The organism is Candidatus Hinthialibacter antarcticus (assembly GCA_030765645.1).
In the GTDB taxonomy this organism is placed as follows: domain Bacteria; phylum Hinthialibacterota; class Hinthialibacteria; order Hinthialibacterales; family Hinthialibacteraceae; genus Hinthialibacter; species Hinthialibacter antarcticus.
On record JAVCCE010000063.1, the window covers coordinates 122,035 to 142,543 of the forward strand.

The following is a 20,509-nucleotide window of genomic DNA, read 5'->3' on the forward strand; positions in this document are numbered from 1 at the left end:
AGCCGGGTTGGATACAATTTGTTGCTGTAATAATTAAAGAACCGAAGAGCCTCAATGAACCAAGACTCCATGAGCCGTTTGAATGAATTAAAGCGGATTGCGTTTCCTGAGTTGGTCGGTAAACAGACGCTGCGCGATTTGATGCGTAAGCGCCGCCGCGCAATGGATTCGCGCCTTTCGCTCTATAAAAGCAAGCGTATTGCTGAGCGCATCCTTGCGATGAAGGAATTGAATAACGCATCCACCATTGCGATGTATGCGTCAATGCCGGAAGAAGCGTCTACGGATGGACTGGCGCAAGCGTTGTTGCAACGGGGCGCGGCTTTGTTGTATCCCGTCACCAGCGGCGATGCGATTGAGTTTTATAAAATCACTTCGCTTGAGTCGCTTTCGGTGAATGGCGCATTCGGCATTCGCGAGCCGGACATAAATATATGTCCTCGCGTTGCGATTCAAGAAGCGGATGTAATCCTGGCGCCTGGAGTCGGCTTTGATGTGTTCGGTGCGCGCATCGGCTTCGGCGGCGGTTATTATGACCGGCTGTTAATCCAAAAACGGGAAGACGCGCTTGTTGTTGGCCTCGCGTTTGAGTCGCAAGTGGTCCATGCGGTCGAAACCGAAACGCATGACATGGTGATGGACGTCGTCGCCACCGACGATACGCTTTATCGCCCGCATCTGTCTGAAACCGTTTGTGAAAACGAAGATGAAACCCGGCGTCTGGCGCGTTCAATTTTAGAGAAAAAAAGTGACGGCGTGATTGCGTTGCACGGCAACCTGGGCGCGGGCAAGACGTGTTTCGTGAATGGTCTTGCCGAGGCGCTGCATACTCGTGAAGCCGTTGCCAGCCCGACTTTCGTCTACTGCCGCGAATATCACGGCGATAAACTTTTGATTCATGCTGACGCGTATCGACTTGAATCGGTTCCGGAATATGAGACCGACTATTGGGCGCAACTATTTGAAAGCGACGGCGTGGTTGCGGTCGAGTGGGCGGAGCGACTCGGCGGCTTACTGCCCAAGTCGGCGGTGCATTGTTTTAGCGAAGTGGTTTCTGAAAATACCCGGCGCTGGACGCATTTTAAAACTCGCGCTGAGGGGGAATAATTTCTGAATGATTTTACTCGCGATTGATACTTCTACTTCAACCGGCGGCGTTGCCTTGCGCGATGAGGAGCGCTTGATTGGCTCGCTCAGCGTCAGTGTGGATTTAACGCACAGTGAAGGCTTGATGCCCGCGTTGGATGCATTGTTGCAACGCTGCGGCGTTGCGCTTCAGGATATCGGCGCCGTTGGGTGCAGCGTGGGGCCAGGCTCGTTTACGGGCTTGCGGGTGGGTATCGCTACCGCGCAGGGAATTGCGGCTGCGCGTGACTTGCCATGCGTCGCCGTCCCGACGTTAGACCTCCTGGCGTGGCAGGCGCCGCACGCGGGCGCCCAACTCTGCCCGCTGATCGCTGCGCGAAAAGGTTGGATTTATACGCGCTTGTTTGCGTGGGACAATGGAGAGCCTCAGCCGCAAAGCGATGAACTCTATATTGAAACAGATGAATTGTTCCCGTTGATTCAAGAGAAGACGATCATTTATGGGCCTGCGGCGCCGATTTATTGTGACATGTTGCGCGAAGTGCTTGGCGACGATTTTCTCGAAGCGCCAGATACATTGAATACGCCGAACCCCGCCGTCTTGGCGGAACGGGCGTTCAAGGAAATTCAGGATGGCGGCGCCGTTTCAGCCGACGCATTGCTGCCGCATTATCTGGCAGCGTCACAGGCGGAAGTGACCTGGAAACAACGCCGGAGCGCCACAAAGTCATGATTCACATCGTTGATCTTTCGTCGAGTGACTTAGATGCGGTTTGTTTGATCGAAAATCTGTCATTCGGCGATCCCTGGAAACGTGATTTTTTTGAAGCCGAATTTCAGGTGGAATCGTTCAATTATTTTCGCGGCGCAAAAATGGACGAGCGATTGGCGGGGTATTGCCTGTTCTGGTTGTTTCCCGAAGATGATATTCAGATTACCAACATCGCCGTGCATCCTGATTTCCGCCGCCGGGGGGTCGCGACGTTTCTCTTGCAGGACGCGATAAAATCCGGGCGTGAAAAACAAGCGCAGCGAGTGATTCTTGAAGTACGCGAGTCGAATCTTTCAGCGCGTTCATTCTATGAGGGATTGGGGTTTGAACAAATCGGGCGGCGAAAGCGCTATTATGAAGACCCTATCGAAGACGCTCTGCTTTTAGGACTTTCGTTAAACGAAGCCAATTGAAAAGCATCTCCACCCTTTGGTCAGATTCAACCCACTGATACCATACGCCATGCTGAAAAATAACAAATATCGCATTGGTTGATTTAAATTGATGAAATGGCTTGACGCCTTACGGCAGCCGCCGCCAAATTCTCGCCCGATTACCATCTGGGGGCCTGATCCCAGTTGGGACGCCGCTGACGTCGACCGCCAGTTGCGCGCAATTCGCGACCGGGGTTGGGGCGGAGTGATGTTGGATGATATCAGCGTTGAATCGCTGTTGATTGATGAAGACGCGCCCGGTTTTTTCTTTCCGGCGATGCAGCGCGCCCGCGAGTTAGGGCTGAGCGTCTGGCTGCATGGCGGCCCGCTGTTTATTCACGGCGCGGTGGCGCGTGAATTGGCGTTGTCAGAACCCAAATACCGCTTGCAATTAATCCAATATATAGATCGCAAAGAGGTTCTGTCGGGCGAGAGCGTCCGTTGGGAACTAAGCGAACGGCTCGATCAAGCCTTCATTCTTGGTATGACCGAAGGCGGACGCGCGATGGATATCACGCAGTTGTATCGCGGCGGCGTGGTTGAAGGCATGGCGCCGCTGGCGGTCGACCGTTTTTTTGCGTTTGATATTCTTGAAGTTGCAGAGCGTATTCATCCCTTCCGGCCTGACGCGATGCGGGCGTTATATCGCGAGACCTTCGGCCTGTTGGCTGATGTGTTTCGTGAAGAACGCACTCTGGTTGACGGCGTGTTTCTCCCGCCTGAAGAAGTCGACTTTGCCTTACCCATGACCGCGCCTTGGTGTGACGAAATGGCCGAGGCCTTTACGCTGTTATACAAAACGGATGTATTAGAATCACTTCCATTTCTCTTCACGCCTGACGCGGGCGGCGAAGGACACCGCTGGCTCTTTCGGGGCGCACTAAAAAAAATATGGCGCGAGGCGTTGCTCGAACCGCTCACAACCATTTCCGAACGGATGCACTGGAAGTTCTCCGGGCTGTCCGAATGGAACGAACCGCCGTTTCCGAGTTCTCCGCTGCCGCCTTCTACGCCCGTGTTGGATTGGTTGAATGGTGGGCAGGGTTGGGGCGTTCTTGGCGATGACGATTATGATTCCATTGGCGATTTGGCTGCAATCGCAGACCGTGAATTTCTGCATGGCTCACGTCAATTGGTGAATTTTTATCCCGGCTTAGTCGCGAAGCCCCGTCCAAACGGCGGCGCCAACGACCCGACCGAAGACCCGACCGAAGACCCCTTAGAACCTTGGATCGACGGCTTTAACCGATACGCGGCGCGCATTGCATCGTTTGCGCAATCCGGCGCGGCGGACATTTCGGTTTTGGCGCTTGACCCATTCGGCTCCGCGCAAGCGGCGTTTTCGCTGGACCCGCATTGCCGGCAGCGCGCGATGGAGTGGGAGCACTCATTGCGCGAAACCGAAGACGCGCTTCAGTCGGCGGGGTACACATTTGATTGGATGCCGGAGGGGAAACTTGACGCGCTTCAATTCGACGAAGAAGGCTACTTTACGCTGTCGACGCCCAACGGCGCCAAACGGCGCTATGCGGTATTGTTGATTTCATCTGCGGTCCTCTTGCCTGAATCAACCATGAAGCGCATCGAAGGCCTCGCGTTTCAAGGCGGTCTGGTTTTATTTGCGGGCGACTATCCCTCCGTTGTGGCCGACAACGGCGCGACCGAATCCAGCGAAGTTCGTCTCAAGCAATGGATGGAAGAATGCGAGACGGTGCGGTATGCCGCAAGCCAGTGGTTACCGCTATTGAAAGAGTGGGTGCGTCCAGTGTTTTCCTGGACGCCGGGCAGCGCGTGGTTGCGAACCCGGCCGTTTCATACAGAAGACGGCCCGGCCTATTTAATGTCGAACGCGTCGCCGGATCGGTATCTCGATTCGATTTTGACGCCATCGGGCGCTCAAACCGTTTATATTGCTGATTTGGATACGGCGAAAGTCATTTATGAAGTAGACGCGAACACGTCTCTGCCCGTCGAACTCGAATCAAACGGCTCGCTGTTTTTGCTCGCGAGCACGACCAAGCCGGACGACGCGCTCATTGTCGAAACGCCTCAGACTCGCTCGGATGTGATTCCTGTCCCGGAGCCGTTTTTCTTTCATGCGCAAAATGGAAACGATTTGCTGCTGCATGAATGGATGCTGTCGCAAACCGCCGATCCGACCGCGCGTCCCGGTGAATTTGTGATGGAACACCGTTATACCACTTGGTTCCAAGTCTTAGAAACATTTGACCCGGCGTTGTTGATTGCGTATGGGTTGGATGAGAGCGATATTCTGTCGATCAATGGCGGGTATGTGGATTTCGAAGTCGATTACGGAGTAGCGCTGATTCCAATAGAGCCATTTCTCGTGTTGGGACGTAATACCATCGAGGTGGTTCGTTGCGTGGAATGGGGCGAGCCGCGTCCCGCGCCAAGCCCTTGTTGGATCCACGGAGATTTCGCTGTCGTTGAACAAGACGGGGACCTCTTTTTGGCGACCCCGTCTCTCAAGATGCCCGCCGAGTCTTGGGCGGACAACGGCTATCCATTTTATGCGGGCGTCGGCGTCTATCGCCAGAATGTGGTGGCGCCTGAAGAGCATGTCAATCGCCGCTTGGCGCTAACGTTCAGCGATGTGTGTTCAGCGGTTGACGTTTATATCAATGGCGAACGCGTAGGCAAATGTTGGCGCGCACCCTGGCGGCTCGATATCACCGGAAAAGTAAAAGCCGGTCAAAATTTATTTGTCTTTCATGCGGCGAATCAGAATCGTAACCGTTATTCAATTGAGGCTTGTCCGGCGGGCATATTGGGGCCGGTGAGCGTGGAGGTTTTTGAGCGTGTACTATGACGTTGTCAAACGGCTGAACGCCGTCTTGGCGGAAACCGCAAACCAACTGGCGCAGGGTTCGGCTATTGAATTGCCTGCGTTGGAATTTTTTCCTACGAAAGACCTAACCCACGGCGATCTGTCGACCAATGCGGCTATGATCCTCGCCAAACCATTCAAAAAATCGCCGTGCGAATTGGCGCAGCAATTTGTGGATGCGCTCAATCAAGTTGATTTTGTTGAAACCGCCGCCATCGCCGGTCCGGGTTTTATCAATGTCACAATGGCAAACTCAATCTTGATTGAGATGCTGAATTCAATCATTCATAACGGTGGTGACTACGGGCGCTCGAACCGGTACGCGAACAAAACCGCGCTGGTGGAATTTGTCAGCGCAAACCCGACCGGCCCGCTGCATGTCGGCCATGTGCGCGGCGCCATTGTCGGCGACGGCGCTGCGGAATTGTTAAAGGCGGTCGGGTACGGCGTCACGCGGGAATATTATTACAACGACGCAGGCGTCCAGATGGAAATGTTGGGGCGTTCAGTACAGACGCGCTATTTGCAACTACATGAACGCGAGGCGGAGTTGCCCGAAAATGGATACAAGGGCGACTATATCCGCATCATCGCCGCCGCGCTGAAAACCGCTCGCGGCGACGAACTGCTTGATTGTGATGACTGGCGCCCATTCACTGAATTCGCCGCTGATGTGCTTATGTCGATCATCATGGACGATCTGCGTCGGCTGCGCGTGAACTTTGATACCACCTTCAGCGAGCGTACCTTGCATGATAGCGGCGCCGTGCAGAAAACGCTGGACGACCTCGCCGCCAAAGGCGCGACCTACGAAAAAGAAAACGCCGTCTGGCTTAAGACCACAGATCACGGCGACGACAAAGACCGCGTCTTGGTGAAAAGCGACGGCGAACCGACCTATGTGACGCCTGACATTGCGTATCACTGTGAAAAATATTCGCGGGGGTTCGACCGCCTGGTCAACGTGATGGGCCACGATCACCACAGCCAGGTCGAGCGGGTCAAGATTGCGCTGGGCGTGTTTGATTACGACATCTCAAATCTCATCTACCTGCTGAACCAGATGGTTAGCATTCAACGCAGCGGCGAAAAAATTAAACTTTCCACTCGTGAAGGACAATTTATGACATTAGCGGACATGGTGGAGGAACTTGGCGCCGACGTGACCCGCTATTTCTTCGCGCAACGCAGCTATAGTTCTCAAATGGTATTTGATTGGGACCTCGCCAAACAACAATCCATGGAAAACCCGGTGTACTATTTGCAATACGTTCATGCGCGCGCATGCAGCATGCAAGAAAAAACCGAAGAGAAGGGCGTTCCATTTTCCTTGGGCGAGTACAACCCGGAAATTCTTTCGGCGGAGCGCGAGCGGCAGTTGCTATTGAAGTTGTTTTATTATCCCCAAGTGGTGATGGACGCGGCGGAAAAACTCGAACTGCATCAGATCCCCGCGTATCTCGAAGACTTGGCGAAGGCGTTTCACGGTTATTATCAGGTGCAGCGCGTGCTCGACGCCGCCGACCCTGAAGGCAGCGCGGCGCGTTTGCATTTGGTCTTGGCGGTGCGTCAGGTGATGAGCAACGGCCTTTCGATTTTGAAGGTTGAAGCCCCCGAACGAATGTAGCATGATAGCATTGGGCTGCGCAGCATGGGCATGTATTTGAAATAGAACGAACAGGCGAGGAGATTATTCATGGTCCGTTTCGGTCTTATTGGCGCTGGCAATGTTGGATGCGCTCATGCGGAGTCGATTCGTCATATCCCAAACGCATCGTTGGCGGTTGTCGCTGATACGCACCCTGGCAGCGCGGAAAAAGTCGCAACCCCCATGCAGGCCCAAGCGGTTGGCGACGCGCAGACATTGCTGGAACGCGACGACATTGATGCGGTCATCATTGCGGCCCCCACTCCCTTTCATTTTTTTCACGTCCGCAACGCCCTCGAAGCGGGCAAGCATGTTTATGTAGAAACGCCCTTGGCGCGCGACGCCAAAGAAGGCGAAGAACTGGTCAAACTCGCCAACCAAAAAGGATTGACGTTGACCGTTGGCCATTCGTTGCGCGGCTATCGTGAATATCAGATGATGCGCGACCGCATCGCCGCCGGGGCCATTGGCGCACCGGGCGTTGTCAGGCTGTCGCGCCGTACGCCTCATCCGCGCGGGTGGTATTCAAACGTCGCCTCCAGCGGCGGCGTGGTGCTTGACGCGATGATTCACGAACTCGATTTTCTGACGTGGTGCTTTGGCCCGGTAGAGCGCGTGTTCTGCCGGGGGATGCATGGTCGCGCTGACATCAAACAATTAGACTATGCGCTGGCCGTTTTGAGATTGTCGAGCGGCGCCATTGTTCATGTTGAATCCTCTTGGTGCCATTATGGTCAATTTTGTTTGCAAGCCGAGGCGGCGGGCGACAAAGGCCTGTTGCGCTATGACAACCAAAACGCCTGGGCGCTGCAAATCTCGCTGATTGACTTCAAAAGCAGCGGGCGCAGTTTTTTCTCTGAAAGCCCGGTTATTAAGCCCGCGCATTTCGATTTATTGGAGCGTTTCGTGCAATGTCTCGAAGGCGCTGGCGATAATCCTTGTACTGGTGATGAAGGGCTGGAGGCGTTGCGGTTGGCGGATGCGGCGGCCCAGTCGATGGAACAGAAAGCGCCCGTTCATTTGAACGCAGTTGCATAATCAAACAAAGGTGAACTTATGGTTTCTCGCATCGGACTGATTTCATTCGCTCACATGCATGCGTTCCACTATGCGGAGGCGTTGCGGCAATTGCCCGACCGCGCCCAAATCGTCGGCGTCTATGATGACGATGCGCCGCGCGGTCAAGAGGCTTGTCGACAATTGGGCGTCCGTTTTTTTGAGAAACTCGACGACTTGTTAGCCGAGTCGGACGGCGTGATTGTTTGTAGCGAAAATGTAAAGCACAAAGACCACGTCATCCAAGCCGCAGCAGCGAAGAAGCCTGTGCTGTGCGAAAAACCGATTTCCATTACGATTCCTGACGCGCAAGCCATGATTGACGCTTGCGACGGCGCCCAGTCGCCATTGATGATTGCGTTTCCTTGCCGGTATAGCACATCAGCCTATCGCGTACGTCAGATTCTTGAACAAGAAAAACTCGGTAACATCGTTGCGCTCAAAGGGACCAATCGCGGGACCATGCCGGGCGGCTGGTTTGTTGAACCTGCGATGTCCGGCGGCGGCGCCGTGATTGACCACACCGTCCATGTGATTGATTTATGGCGCTGGCTGCTGCAATGCGAAGTCACGTCCGTTTATGCGGAGATTGAGCGGCGTTTTTATCCTGAACTTGCCGTCGAAGACGCGGGGCTGCTGTCGCTGGAATTTGAAGGCGGCGTATTCGCAACGCTTGATACGTCTTGGTCGCGTCCCAATCAGTCGTTTCCAACATGGGGCGACGTCACCATGGAAATCGTCGGCGACTTAGGGACGATTACGCTCGACGCCTTCAATCAAAAGATAGAGATATACAATAATGACGCCGTGAAAAGCGAGTGGGCGTATTGGGGCGATGATTTAAACCTGGGCCTTATTAAGGCGTTTTTAAAAGTCGTTCAAGAGCCGGGTACGCCGCCCATTACGGGACACGATGGCTTGAAGGCGGTTGAAGTTGCTCTCGCGGCGTATCGTTCCCGCGACGCAGGCGCGCAAATTGCATTGCCGTTGTCATAAAATGATCGAGATGAATTGGGTGGGAGAATGTCTGAAAAACGCTTATTGATTGTAGATGACAACGCGCAGTATCGCGCTGCGGTCAAACGAAATTTAACTTTAGCCGGATACCAAGTGCAGGAAGCGGACAATATGGACCGCGGCTTGGAATCGATCGGCGCGCATGACCCCAACGTGGTCATTACCGACTTGGATATGCGGACGCACGACGAGGGCTTGCAGTTCATTCGTGAAGTCAAACGCATGCACCCCAGCCTGCCCATGATTATGATTTCCGCCGTCGGCACATTTGATGAAGGCGCATTGGCGCGTGAATACGGCGCCATGCTGGTGTTGAGCAAGTCGCGCATCGACGCGGAAATCGACACGCTCTACAAAGGGCTGGATAAAATTTTCGACCAGTTAAACCGCATCCATCAAATGCATGAACGAGTAGATGAGTGTTTGCATAACGGAGGCGATTCAGAGGGCCTGCGTGAAGAAATTCAAATCATCTTACAAGATCAGGAACTCGATGCGGGCCTCAAAAGCCGCGCCTACGAAATGATTGACCAACTCGAATCGCCTCAACGCGCACCGGCGGAAGGGTATACGGATGCGGATTACGAAACCGCAATTGAATTGCTAAAGCAAGAATTGCCGGACATCGAAAAATTTGAAAGCGAAACCCGCACCATGCTGGCGCTGGCGGAGCACTTGCAGCAGTCGCCTTCGGCGTCGTCAGTTTCGGTTTCAAGAAACATTGGCTTTTCGTACTCGTTTGCGGTGGAGAATGAAGTCAAACAACGCATTGGCCGCAAAGTGAACCGGCTGTTGACCACGAGCAATATCGAAAAACTTGCAGACCAACTCTATGACTCTACGCTGCGTAATCTGGATATCTTTTTTAATCAATATCTGATCCGCTCCGTGCAACAGCAAAACCTGGAAATCAATTCAGATATTTCCCGCCAAGTGTTAGAGCGAATTATTAAGCATCGCGATAAATATAAACCCGACGGTCTCAAGGCGCTGGGCGTTATTTTGTTTTGTTGGGGACGTCATCATGAATTCTCCAACCGCAAGGGCAAGGTGATTATCAAAAATCCCCTAAATATGAAAGGGTTGGATGACGACAGCGTCACCAAACTGTCAAGCGAATTGATTATGTTGCAGCACTTGCGCAACCCGTTCATTCACCCGGAATTTAGCGAGCGCGAAAAAACCGAATCGGTGCGGGCGGCGGCGCTGCGTTGTCTCGCGTTGATTGGCGGCACTGCGTAATCTTGTCGGACGGCGCCGTGAAAATTTTATTTCTCTTACCTCAAATTCCCTATCCGCCCCACAGCGGCGGCCGCATCGTGACCTGGAACACCGTCAGGCGCTTTGCGCAAAACCACGAAGTTCATGTTGCTTGTTTGTATCATCATGCCGATGAATTAGACCACTTGTCGGTTGTTGAAAATGCTTGCGCCAGCGTCAAAGCGTTTCCCGCAAAACAAAAATGGGATCTGCTGACTCTGCTGCGTTCGTGTGTTTCAACTTGGCCGTATAAAGCGCACCGCTTTTATAATCGCGACATGGCGCGTTATGTGCAAGACATGGTGCGTAGTCGTCAAATCGATATTGTTCATGCGCAAAATTTTTATACGACGACAGCCATTCGCGGCGATGAACCCTGCTTGCAAATTCATTATAAAGAGAATATCGAAGGCAATGTGCTGTTGCGTTTTTCTCAGGCGACGCGCAATCCTATTATCAAAATGGCGGCTTGGTTTGAAGGGCGGAGGACGCGCTGGTTTGAACGCCAGGCTTGTTTGAAATTTGATCATGTGCTGACGATCTCGCCCATTGATCGCGACGTAATGGCGGGGCATGAACCCCGAATCAACATCGCCTACCAACGCCCCGGCGTCGACCTGCAGGCCTACCCCTATCTTGAGGAACCGGACGCCGCGCCCGCCATTGTGTTTACGGGGACGATGTCGTATTACCCCAATGCGGACGGCGTGCGGGAGTTTTTGAACGAGTGCTGGTCGTCTGTTCGAGAGCAGGTCTCCGGGGCGGAATGTTGGATTGTCGGCGCAGGGCCTCCCGCCGATATCCGGGCCTTTGATGGACGCGACGGCGTTCATGTGACGGGTCGAGTTGATGATATCTCTATCTATATGAAACGGGCTTGGGTGTATATAGTCCCGCTTCGGGTGGGTGGAGGCATCCGTCTAAAGATTTTAGAATCTATGGCGTCAGGCCGCGCAGTCGTAAGTACGCCGGTCGGTTGCGAGGGGCTGGGGCTCAACTATGGCGAACATCTTTTGGTGAAAGAACTCGGCCCGGAGTTCAGTGATTCGATTGTAGAATTACTGCGCGACGAAAAAACACGGAGGCGCTTGCGTGAATCCGCGCGCGCCTTGATGGAGTCGACGTTTGATTGGGACGTGGTCATTCGTCAGCAGATTGAAATGTATCAATCGTTGCTGAAGCGTAGGACTGATTCAGGTTGATATACGGTTTTTTGAGATCATCCGCTTTACAATTTTGAATTGTGTACATCGAGTTGCCTGAAAGCAGATAAAAAATATCTGGATAAGATCAACTTTCTATATATAATGATTCAACCAAGAGATATGGATTTTTAAGTGAAACAATTCTCCTGCTTTTCGATCTGTCTAAAGCCAATTTTTTTTTCATTCTTTATTCTACTAAACCCTTTCCCTGCGTCTGCAATTGGCGAATTGATTCGCGTCGAAAACGCCGATCTTCTTCAATGGCGCTATTGGCAAAAAGAAGGTGGGCTGTCCTCGGATTGGGTTACGACTCTAAATCGATCGACTCATGGACGCGTTTGGGTTACACACGGAAATGACGATAAATTTGCAAACTGGATTGATGGTTACAACATTGGAGAAATTCCAGCACCAGGACAGCATTTAGAAATTCACGATACTCCTGAAGAAATTATATGGGCCAGGCATGAGAATGGACTTCAGATTCTTGATAACAATCAATGGGTTGTCCATCTGATCGAAGGCGTTGACGGCGACCATCAAACCCAAGCCTATCATCATGGTGAATACTATATTCTCACAAAAAACGAATTGCTTTTTTATGACTTAAAAGAAAAAAATACCACAACAATACTACAAGCAGATCAAACGCTCTTAGAGTCATTTAATGAATTTTATCTTTCTCCAACTCAAAAGACGCTTTGGATCGCTGGTTTGACAGGTCTGGCGTCAATATCGTTGACAAATGGCCTCATTGACCAAGAACAATCGTTAAAACACTATCCATTTCCAAATAACTTAAAACTCCGTAATTTGAGATATTTGCACGCCTATGACAATGATGAAATTGTTGGGACAGCTGATATCGTTGGCGCTGGTGCATGTTTGTTACGCTTTCTTCAGGGCAATTGGCAACTTGTTCACAGTGGAGACTTCGTGGAAGGTTGGCTTGGAACAGAAAGTTCATATTGGTATTACAACTATGTGGCGAGGAACCATACTCATCAACTTGTTCATGTAAGAGACGGAAAAGAATATTTCCTCAAAACGAATAAGTTTATTCGAAACATTTATGATGTCATAACAGATTCTAAAAAACAATTCTGGATTGCATCTCCAGCAGGAGTGGCGCTATATTCTGAGCCTCTATGGCAAAATGTCGCAGCCCTTCCCGAAAATGTTGATCATATTCGGGAAAGTATGGTCGATTCACAAGGAAGAATCTGGTTTGTTGCAAGAAATATGCTGATCCACTTTGATGACAGCACATTCTCTTCCTATCCATTACCGCCAAATACTTACATCGTTCGTAATGGATTACATGAATCAGCGGATGGCGGCGTCTATGTCATTTCAATGAAACAGATATGGCATCTCAATTCAGACCTGGAGACGTTCTCTGAGTATTTTCCTGAGACAGGAAGAATTATCGTCGGTCGAGTTGAACAAGATCGCGATGGTTCTTTACTCATTCTAACCATGCTTGATGGGCGTCAACGAATGGAGCGTTTCATTGACGGGCGATATGAAACGGTTCATGACATTGCCATCCCGCTTAAGAATATCTCTTCGTTCATATCAGATGGCAATTCAGGGTTTTGGATTAGCGATAGGCATTCTGTTTACCATCTCAAAGACGGAACCATTAAAGACATGAGAGGAGAACTCGCCTGGAGCGGGAGGCCGGTTCATGTCATTCATCAAAGCAGTGATCGACGGCTATTGTTGGCCGGTGAAGATTTCATTGAAGAATCGTATCAGGGCGCGTGGCGTGAATTGCGTTCTGGCGGTCTGAGCAAAGTAAACAGTATTCAATCAGACGGAGAAGAAGGCTTTTGGGCGATCTCTAACACGGGCATTCACCATTATTCAGATGGCTCATGGCTCAGTTACTCCATCGAAGATGGTCTCCAGGACAGTGAAATATACACTTTGCTAAGGACATCAGATGAGAAAATGTGGGCTGGCGGACGTTTGGGACTATCTGTATATTCTCATTCGCATGACCTGAACCCGCCCCGAACAATTATCTCATCCAAGCAGAATGTCAGTGAAATTCCATCGAACGGTAAAGCCAATTTCGTTTTCTCCGGTCGCGATAAGTGGAACTACACCGAACCGGGACGCCTCTATTATTCTTATCGCTTGAACAAAGGGCAATGGAGTCCTTTCACAAATAATTCAATGGCGTTTTTCAATGGGTTGCCGGCGAGAGAGTATGTCATCGAAGCGCGTACGATGGATAGAAATGGCAACATTGATCCGACACCTCCTTTTTTCAACTTTACAGTATTGAAACCGTGGTATTTTCAATCAGCGTTTTTGATATGGTCCGCTGTTGCATCGACGTTTACTCTGATTTTTGCTTATTATGCGATAAGACGGCATGTTCAATTGATCGCAAGTAATAAAGCGCTGGCGATTAGTGAAGAACAATTAAAAAAATCTAAAGACAAAGCAGAGAAGGCAGCAGACGCCAAATCGATTTTTTTGGCGAGAATGAGCCATGAAATCCGTACGCCGCTGAATGGAATCATTGGCAATCTGGAACTGATGTCTATCGTCAAGAAAGAGAACGAAAAGCGCGATCTTATGCGTTCGGCTTCGCTGGCAGCGCAAACCTTACAGATTATCGTTGGAGACGTTCTCGATTATTCAAAGATTGAAGCGGAAAAGTTTGAATTGGATGAAGCGCCATTTTCTCCGCGTGAGTTGCTCGAAGAAATTATTTCTATGATGTGCATTCGGGCTTCTCAGCAAGGTCTTTACTTGATTGCCGACATTGATCCCTCACTTCCAAGACGATGTAACGGCGACTCTTTTCGCATTCGACAGGTGTTAATCAACTTGATTGGCAATTCGATCAAGTTCACTAAAACAGGAGGGATTTTTATACGAGTTGATTCGAAACCAAGATCATTTGGCCGGATCACGCTACAGATTCAAGTTATCGATACTGGCATTGGCTTTGATACGTCAAAAAAAGACCAACTGTTTCAAGATTTTTCTCAACAGCAAAGCGATTCGATCAATCTGGGAACAGGCCTTGGGTTGTCGATCTGCATGCGGATCATCAATTTGATGGGAGGCTCGATTGATTGTGACGCCATGCTTGGTCTTGGCGCCATTTTCTCATTTATGCTGCCTTTGCAGGTTATAGAAGAAGGTGAGGAGCCCCAAAATAATTCATCGCTGATTTCTGTTTTATTGGTCGATCCATCACAAATCGAATTAGCAAACCAAGTGGAGAGTGTGTTAACAGAGATGGGGATTCAATCTCATCGAATTAAAAACTGGGAATCATGGGACGGCAAATCGACGGTTTCTCATATAACTTCATCACTCGACAATCCACCACCTTTAAATTTAATGCCTCCTTCACTTCTATCGGCAATCGTTCTCATCAACCCGACTATCGATCCTTCAATCCAATTCGAAGCGAGGCGCATGGGCTATCATTATGTATTTCAGAGTATCCCCAACAGTGATGAATTACGACGTATTCATTCGCCTTCAAATCGTATCACTCAATCGACTTCCGTCTTTAAAGAAAGCGAACAGCAAAATCAATATCCTGACTTTACACAAACATATTCTCACCGTCCTCCCGTTTTAGTTGTCGATGATACAAAAAGTAATCGGGCGCTTGCTAAAAAACAGTTGGAACAATTGGGAATCCCTTGCGAGTTCGCTGAAAATGGTAAAGAGGCGCTTGATTTAACGGAAGCCAAAGAGTTTTCAATTATATTTGCTGACTGCTCGATGCCAGTGATGGACGGTTTTGAATTTACCAAGCGCCTTCGAGAGCGGGAAGCGGAGAATGATAAACACACCCCCGTCATCGCTGTGACCGCTCATGCCGTCGTTGGCGACCGTGAACGGTGTATTGCGTCGGGAATGGATGACTATCTCTCCAAGCCAGTCCGAATGGACCGACTGGTTGATATGCTGGAAAAATGGACGCCTGATGCTATTTCTGATGTTAGAGTTCAAAAACCTTCTGTGGATTTTGACCTGTTAAAATCTGATCTTGGCATCGATTCGAATGATCTGATTGATGAATTATTTGAAGCCTCTCGCGAGGACCTTTCAATTTATATTGATGCCGCAAGACAGGCGTTGAATTCACAAGATGCGGAGCAGCTTCGAACGCAAACCCATGCGGCTAAAAGCGCCGCGACTAGCATTGCAGCAATGCACTTGGCTGAACTCCTTAATCAAGTTGAAAATGCCGCTTTGGAAATGGATTGGCAAAATTTAGAAACGGGGCTGAACGCCATTGATAACGAAAAAGAAAATCTGTTTCAGTTTATGATGGACTTTAAAAACAGCGGCGGGAGTGCGTAAAATATTTATTCGACTTCTATCCAAATTTGGCCTACCGGTTCACCGATTGTCCGAAGATCTTTGAGGCTATTAATCATCCCTTTCGTTAATTTAACTCCGCTGGCGAGTAACTTTTTGTTTTTATAGCCGACAATATCTTCGGCTATAATCGAGTTTGGCTTAACGTGATCGAGATCATAACACTTTTTGGGTTTAGTCAGTTTCGGTGTTTTGCTAGTAGGAGGCGCAGCATCAATTAATGCATCTTCCTGTCTGTTTTTCTCTTCTATCAATAATTTTTTCGCTCTTATCTTGATGTCTTGTTTCGCACGATGATTTTCAACCGCTTTGGAGATCGTGTCATGATGATTTGTGGTGGATTCTGACACGATCGTCGGTTTACGTAATAACCCCTGTACTGCAGTCGTCACATCAATGTATTTGTATGATTCAACCGGCTTAACCCAGTTCTCACGAAACTGTAATATGCGGGCCAACCGTTCAAATAAATTATCTCTTCCCGCAGGCTTCAACAAAAATGCGTTGACATCCAGCGCCAAAGCAAGGCCGAATAGATTTCGGTCGCCGTGTCCTGTCAGCATCAATATGGGCAGGTCGCGTCTAATTTTTTCATGGCCTGTCCGAATCAGTTTTGCCATCGTTAAACCGTTCATGATCGGCATGTTGAAGTCGGCAATGATCGCATCCACCATTGTGGCAGTGCTTTGAAGCATGGATATCGCTTCGTGTCCATTGTCCGCGTGCATAATAGTCTCGCATCCAAAACTCTTAAGAATCCCAAGTAGTTTGATGCGAGTTGTTCGGACATCTTCAACAATAAGAATGGAATATGGTTCTAGCGATGTGATCGGCATATCGCTCATTTCTTTATAACTGACAGATCAATATATATTGCTGAATTATACATGATGATACGATTTGACAAAATGCTTCGGGGAACGTATTGAGCGAATTGTGGTTTAACAAATCATGTTTACCGCTTTTATTGATATTCGAAGTAATTATGACGCGCTATAAACATGTGCGGTTGGAATAGCACGCTTCACATTATGCTTGAAAAGGGCAATATGAAGCGTGCTATTTTTGAATTCCGTTATCGCTTACAAAACGATTTCTTCTTTTTTTTGATCGAACTTAATGGTCTTTTCATGGCGAAAAGCTAGCATGCCCATCTGTAACGCAGTCTGAACGTGAAACCCTAAATCCATCGGGCTAAGCGTATTCTTATCTCGTTTGCGAATACAGTGGAAAAAATCACCCCAGAAGCGAATGAAATCTTCGCCATATTCGATGGGAAAGGTTTGATCTTTCTTCGATGATTCTTCTGCATGGGTAAAGACGACGTCATCATTCCGAATTGTCAATGTTCCTTCCCAGCCGCGAATTATAGGAACGCGGTTTCCTGCGCCCCGCGCACTGGCGCCGGGGTAATTGTTGCCCTGGGTTCCCATAACAACAACCGTAAGTTGCTCGGGGTAATCAATGAGCATATTAAACGTATCAGGAATCTCGCGTTCCTGGTAACGGAACTTACCACCGGTTGCAACGACCGCATCAGGCATCGTGACTCCCAAAATACTGAGTACAGGAGTAAGCGAATGGGGGTATAAATCGGTTACCGGCCCCCCTGCATAGTCTTCATACATGCGCCAGCGAAAATATCGGCTGACATCAAAATCTCGTTTGGGAGAGTCGCCTAAAAAAGCGCCCCAATTTAAATCTCCGCCCGGTTTGGCGTTGGGGTCATCAATCGGCATGCCGCGTTCACCCCAATCACCCACGCGAAAATAGCCGCATTCGGCGTGAATCGGTTGGCCGATTTGACCGTCTTGAACTAGTTGTTTCATCAGGGCCCATGCGCCGTCAGCCATGCCTTGAGTCCCCAACTGTATTACCTGGCTGGATTGTTCAACCGTTTTAGCCAGTTGTTTGGTTAAATTAAACTGCCGCCAGTGAGTCACGGGTTTTTCACAATAGACGTCTTTTTTCGCATTGATTGCATCAATGGCCTGATAACCGTGAATATGGTCGGGAGTCGCGATACTGACTACATCAATATCAGGATCGCTCAATAAGTCGCGATGATCCATAAATTGTTTTTTTACATCGAAACGTTCAGCCGCGATGGTCATCCGCGGTCGATAGGCGTCGCATACAGCAATGATATCTACATTCGAATCATCCTGTAATTTTGCGACTGCTTGTAGATGGGAGTGGCCGCGTCCTCCCGAGCCAATCAATCCATACCCAAGACGATCATTCGCCCCCATAATTCGTGAGGCGGATAATGCTGTGAAGGAAGTAGCAGCCGTAGTAAAAAGGCCCGTACGCTTTATAAAACTGCGTCGATTCTGTTTCGGTTTCTCTGTGAGTGAATTTGTTTTCAACATTGGATCCCCCCTGCATTTGTTGGAAAAATTAAAATGCGTATTTTAAAATTTGCTTGTGGATGTAGAGCCATTTGGATGTTTCTGTATGGTCTCCTTCCTCATCGTTTTAAAAAATGAAAAAGAACAGAGCACTATAATAAGGGTTTTTCCGACTAAAGCGTACTTGCTTTAATCTACCGCCATGCCTGGTGCACCGAATTCAAAATTGAATTTATAAAATAGTGTCTAATATACGGAAGAACCATAATAATTGAGTGAAATTCGATTAAATTTGAAACTGATTTTCACTATTTTATATTGCGTTGAATCCACTCTTGGTATGACATTTCAATTTGTTTGTTCGTTTTGATTCCGTCCCATACCGCTACCGCATACCGCAAATTCAATGGAGAGTCTTTCGTAATCTCAAATGGTTTTTCATGGTATCGCAAAGTTGCCGAAAGATATGAGAAGGGGGTAGGCATAGTAAACCAGGTCGCCGGACGTTTGTTTTGGGGATCGTTCATCATACATACGGTAGCCGGAAACTCACCAATTACAGAATAGGCGCACCAGTTGGCGTTGGTTAAACGTTCTTCACCCCGAAAGATATCTCCATCCGCATTTTCAGAATTGGTAAATGCCCCTATCTTGTCCATTGATTCTATAAAGCGCATTCCCAAACCATAATAATGCGAGCCGCCGACACTGATTGCACCCTTGCCCGGAACAAGTGACGTCTCCCACGTTAGCAAAGTTGCTTGCTGTTTGGGCAAAATCTCAACTTGAATGGTCCGAAATTCATTGGCTAGGATTTCGTTGGCTGGATTTTTCCATACAAGAGATTCCCGAAATACAGAACGTGAACTTTGCTTATTCTCCAATTGTTGAAATGATTGATGTTCTTGTTTACCGGCATTTTCGCTTTCTTCCCAAAAAGAAATACCATTCAGGCTCACAGCAAACATCAGGGCGTGATGATGTAGATGGTCATGAGGCGCATCCCGCAGAATGTTCTTTCCCGTTGGAGTGAACAATTTTTGTACGTATGGTTTGAACGGCGTATTTGAAAATTTATATACCAGTAGCGGATGCTCGGGTGCATCCACATGGAGGGTGTCCTGTTGTATGCTGACTTTCAAGTTGTCTTTTGCATAAAGCATAGAAGGACATGCAATAAACACCACCCAAACTAGTAATAGACTTTTTAATCGGATTGTGATCTTAAATGATGTCATCGTTTTTTCCCTGTATATTGAACTAAACATAATGCCTTTGCATATTAATGTTCCCATATTATTGGTATAAATACAATCAGAATGTGCAAGGTTTATCGGATTCGTTCAAAATTGTTGTTGATGATAGAGTCTTTCCTCACTTTGAACCCTCAAACGCACTGGCCCTCTTTGCTATGATGAATTCGGCTGCACCAAGGCTGCTCGGGAAGGCAGTCAGTGTTGTTAAATATGAGGCGCAGGTGATTCTTATGCCGACAATTACTCAATTGCAGTACATATTGGCTGTGAACCAGACCAAGCATTTTGGCAGAGCGGCGGAAGACTGCTGTGTGAGCCAACCTTCTCTTTCCGCTCAAATTCAAAAAGTAGAAGATGAACTTGAAGTTACCATTTTCGACCGATCAAAAAAACCTATATTAGTAACAGAAAAAGGGAAAAAAGTCATTGAACAATCCAAAAGGATCGTGACTGAATACAAAAAACTTCTTGAAGTCAATCAAAATCAGGACGAAATTTCTGGAGACTTTCAACTTGGTATCATTCCAACCCTAGCGTCTTATGTACTTCCGCTTTTCATTGAGCAATTTTCAAAGAAATACCCCAAAGTTCAACTCACAATCAATGAATATAAAACACAAGATATCATTCGCGCTTTACATGATGATAGGCTTGACGCCGGACTAATGGCGACGCCTCTTAATGATGATCATCTTATTGAGAGAGTCTTGTTTTATGAGCCGTTTTATCTGTTTGTCTCACAGAATCATGAATTGTCAAAAAAGAAACAAGTGACAGAAAAAGACTTAGACACAGAATCGATTTGGTTATTGGAAGAAGGCCATTGTTTTCGAGAGCAGGTTCTAAGGCTATGTTCGAATAAAAATAAATGCCAGGTATTACATAACATCAATTTTGCAAGCGGGAACCTCGAAGCGTTGGTTAATCTGATCCGAAAGGGACGTGGATGTACTGTGCTTCCACACTTGGCAACTTTACAACTTCAAGACAGGGAAAAGGAGACTTTATTAAAACCATTTCATCGCCATATTCCCACTCGGGAAGTGAGCCTTGTCTATAGTCGTTCTTTTCTGAAGCAAGAAATTATTGATGCGTTAGAGCAGGAAATCTTGCATGGATTGCCTAAGGAGATATCTTCCAAAAAGAAAAAATCCTTTGAGATCATCGATATCTAATTCTCTTAAAGCCAATTCCTACAAAGGCTTACCTCA

General features: G+C 48.6%; 14 protein-coding genes. 11 read left to right on the forward strand and 3 right to left on the reverse strand.

Annotated elements, in window-relative coordinates:
- Positions 1 to 54: 54 nt before the first annotated feature.
- From P9L94_15600 to P9L94_15645, 10 genes are all read left to right on the forward strand, one after another.
- A complete protein-coding gene (locus P9L94_15600) occupies positions 55 to 1,107 on the forward strand; it encodes a 5-formyltetrahydrofolate cyclo-ligase (GenBank protein MDP8245509.1) in 1,053 nt (350 codons plus the stop codon).
- Between the two features lie 7 nt (positions 1,108 to 1,114).
- Positions 1,115 to 1,819: a tRNA (adenosine(37)-N6)-threonylcarbamoyltransferase complex dimerization subunit type 1 TsaB gene (gene tsaB, locus P9L94_15605; GenBank protein ID MDP8245510.1), complete on the forward strand. Its 705-nt coding sequence runs from the start codon at positions 1,115 to 1,117 to the stop codon at positions 1,817 to 1,819.
- A complete protein-coding gene (gene rimI, locus P9L94_15610) occupies positions 1,816 to 2,271 on the forward strand; it encodes a ribosomal protein S18-alanine N-acetyltransferase (protein MDP8245511.1) in 456 nt (151 codons plus the stop codon). Before tsaB ends, rimI begins: the two co-directional genes overlap by 4 nt.
- A gap of 91 nt (positions 2,272 to 2,362) precedes the next feature.
- Entirely contained in the window at positions 2,363 to 5,122 is a 2,760-nt protein-coding gene (locus P9L94_15615) for a hypothetical protein (GenBank protein ID MDP8245512.1), read from the forward strand.
- Entirely contained in the window at positions 5,112 to 6,767 is a 1,656-nt protein-coding gene (gene argS / locus P9L94_15620; GenBank protein ID MDP8245513.1) for an arginine--tRNA ligase, read from the forward strand. The genes P9L94_15615 and argS overlap by 11 nt, the downstream gene beginning before the upstream one ends.
- Positions 6,768 to 6,836: 69 nt before the next feature.
- Positions 6,837 to 7,826 carry a Gfo/Idh/MocA family oxidoreductase gene (locus tag P9L94_15625; GenBank protein MDP8245514.1) on the forward strand — a complete coding sequence of 330 codons (990 nt, stop codon included), beginning with the start codon at positions 6,837 to 6,839 and terminating at the stop codon, positions 7,824 to 7,826.
- Between the two features lie 18 nt (positions 7,827 to 7,844).
- Complete coding sequence (locus tag P9L94_15630) at positions 7,845 to 8,840, forward strand: Gfo/Idh/MocA family oxidoreductase (GenBank protein MDP8245515.1); 996 nt, start codon at positions 7,845 to 7,847, stop codon at positions 8,838 to 8,840.
- A gap of 27 nt (positions 8,841 to 8,867) precedes the next feature.
- Positions 8,868 to 10,103 carry a response regulator gene (locus tag P9L94_15635; GenBank protein MDP8245516.1) on the forward strand — a complete coding sequence of 412 codons (1,236 nt, stop codon included), beginning with the start codon at positions 8,868 to 8,870 and terminating at the stop codon, positions 10,101 to 10,103.
- A 17-nt stretch (positions 10,104 to 10,120) separates the two neighbouring features.
- Positions 10,121 to 11,323: a glycosyltransferase gene (locus tag P9L94_15640; protein MDP8245517.1), complete on the forward strand. Its 1,203-nt coding sequence runs from the start codon at positions 10,121 to 10,123 to the stop codon at positions 11,321 to 11,323.
- Positions 11,324 to 11,458: 135 nt separating this feature from the next.
- Positions 11,459 to 15,673 carry a response regulator gene (locus tag P9L94_15645; GenBank protein ID MDP8245518.1) on the forward strand — a complete coding sequence of 1,405 codons (4,215 nt, stop codon included), beginning with the start codon at positions 11,459 to 11,461 and terminating at the stop codon, positions 15,671 to 15,673.
- A 5-nt stretch (positions 15,674 to 15,678) separates the two neighbouring features.
- On the opposite strand, the gene P9L94_15650 is transcribed toward P9L94_15645, so the two are convergent.
- The 3 genes from P9L94_15650 to P9L94_15660 form a co-directional block, all read right to left on the reverse strand.
- Positions 15,679 to 16,527, reverse strand: a complete 849-nt coding sequence (locus P9L94_15650; GenBank protein MDP8245519.1) for a response regulator — start codon at positions 16,525 to 16,527, stop codon at positions 15,679 to 15,681.
- Positions 16,528 to 16,773: 246 nt separating this feature from the next.
- Positions 16,774 to 18,063, reverse strand: coding sequence for a Gfo/Idh/MocA family oxidoreductase (locus P9L94_15655; protein ID MDP8245520.1), 1,290 nt, complete (start codon positions 18,061 to 18,063; stop codon positions 16,774 to 16,776).
- Positions 18,064 to 18,350: 287 nt separating this feature from the next.
- Positions 18,351 to 19,280, reverse strand: coding sequence for a PmoA family protein (locus P9L94_15660; GenBank protein ID MDP8245521.1), 930 nt, complete (start codon positions 19,278 to 19,280; stop codon positions 18,351 to 18,353).
- Positions 19,281 to 19,363: 83 nt separating this feature from the next.
- Here P9L94_15660 and P9L94_15665 point away from each other — a divergent pair, with 83 nt between their 5' ends.
- The gene (locus tag P9L94_15665) at positions 19,364 to 20,473 is read left to right on the forward strand and encodes a hydrogen peroxide-inducible genes activator (GenBank protein MDP8245522.1); all 1,110 of its coding nucleotides are present in this window, start codon (positions 19,364 to 19,366) and stop codon (positions 20,471 to 20,473) included.
- Positions 20,474 to 20,509: the final 36 nt, after the last annotated feature.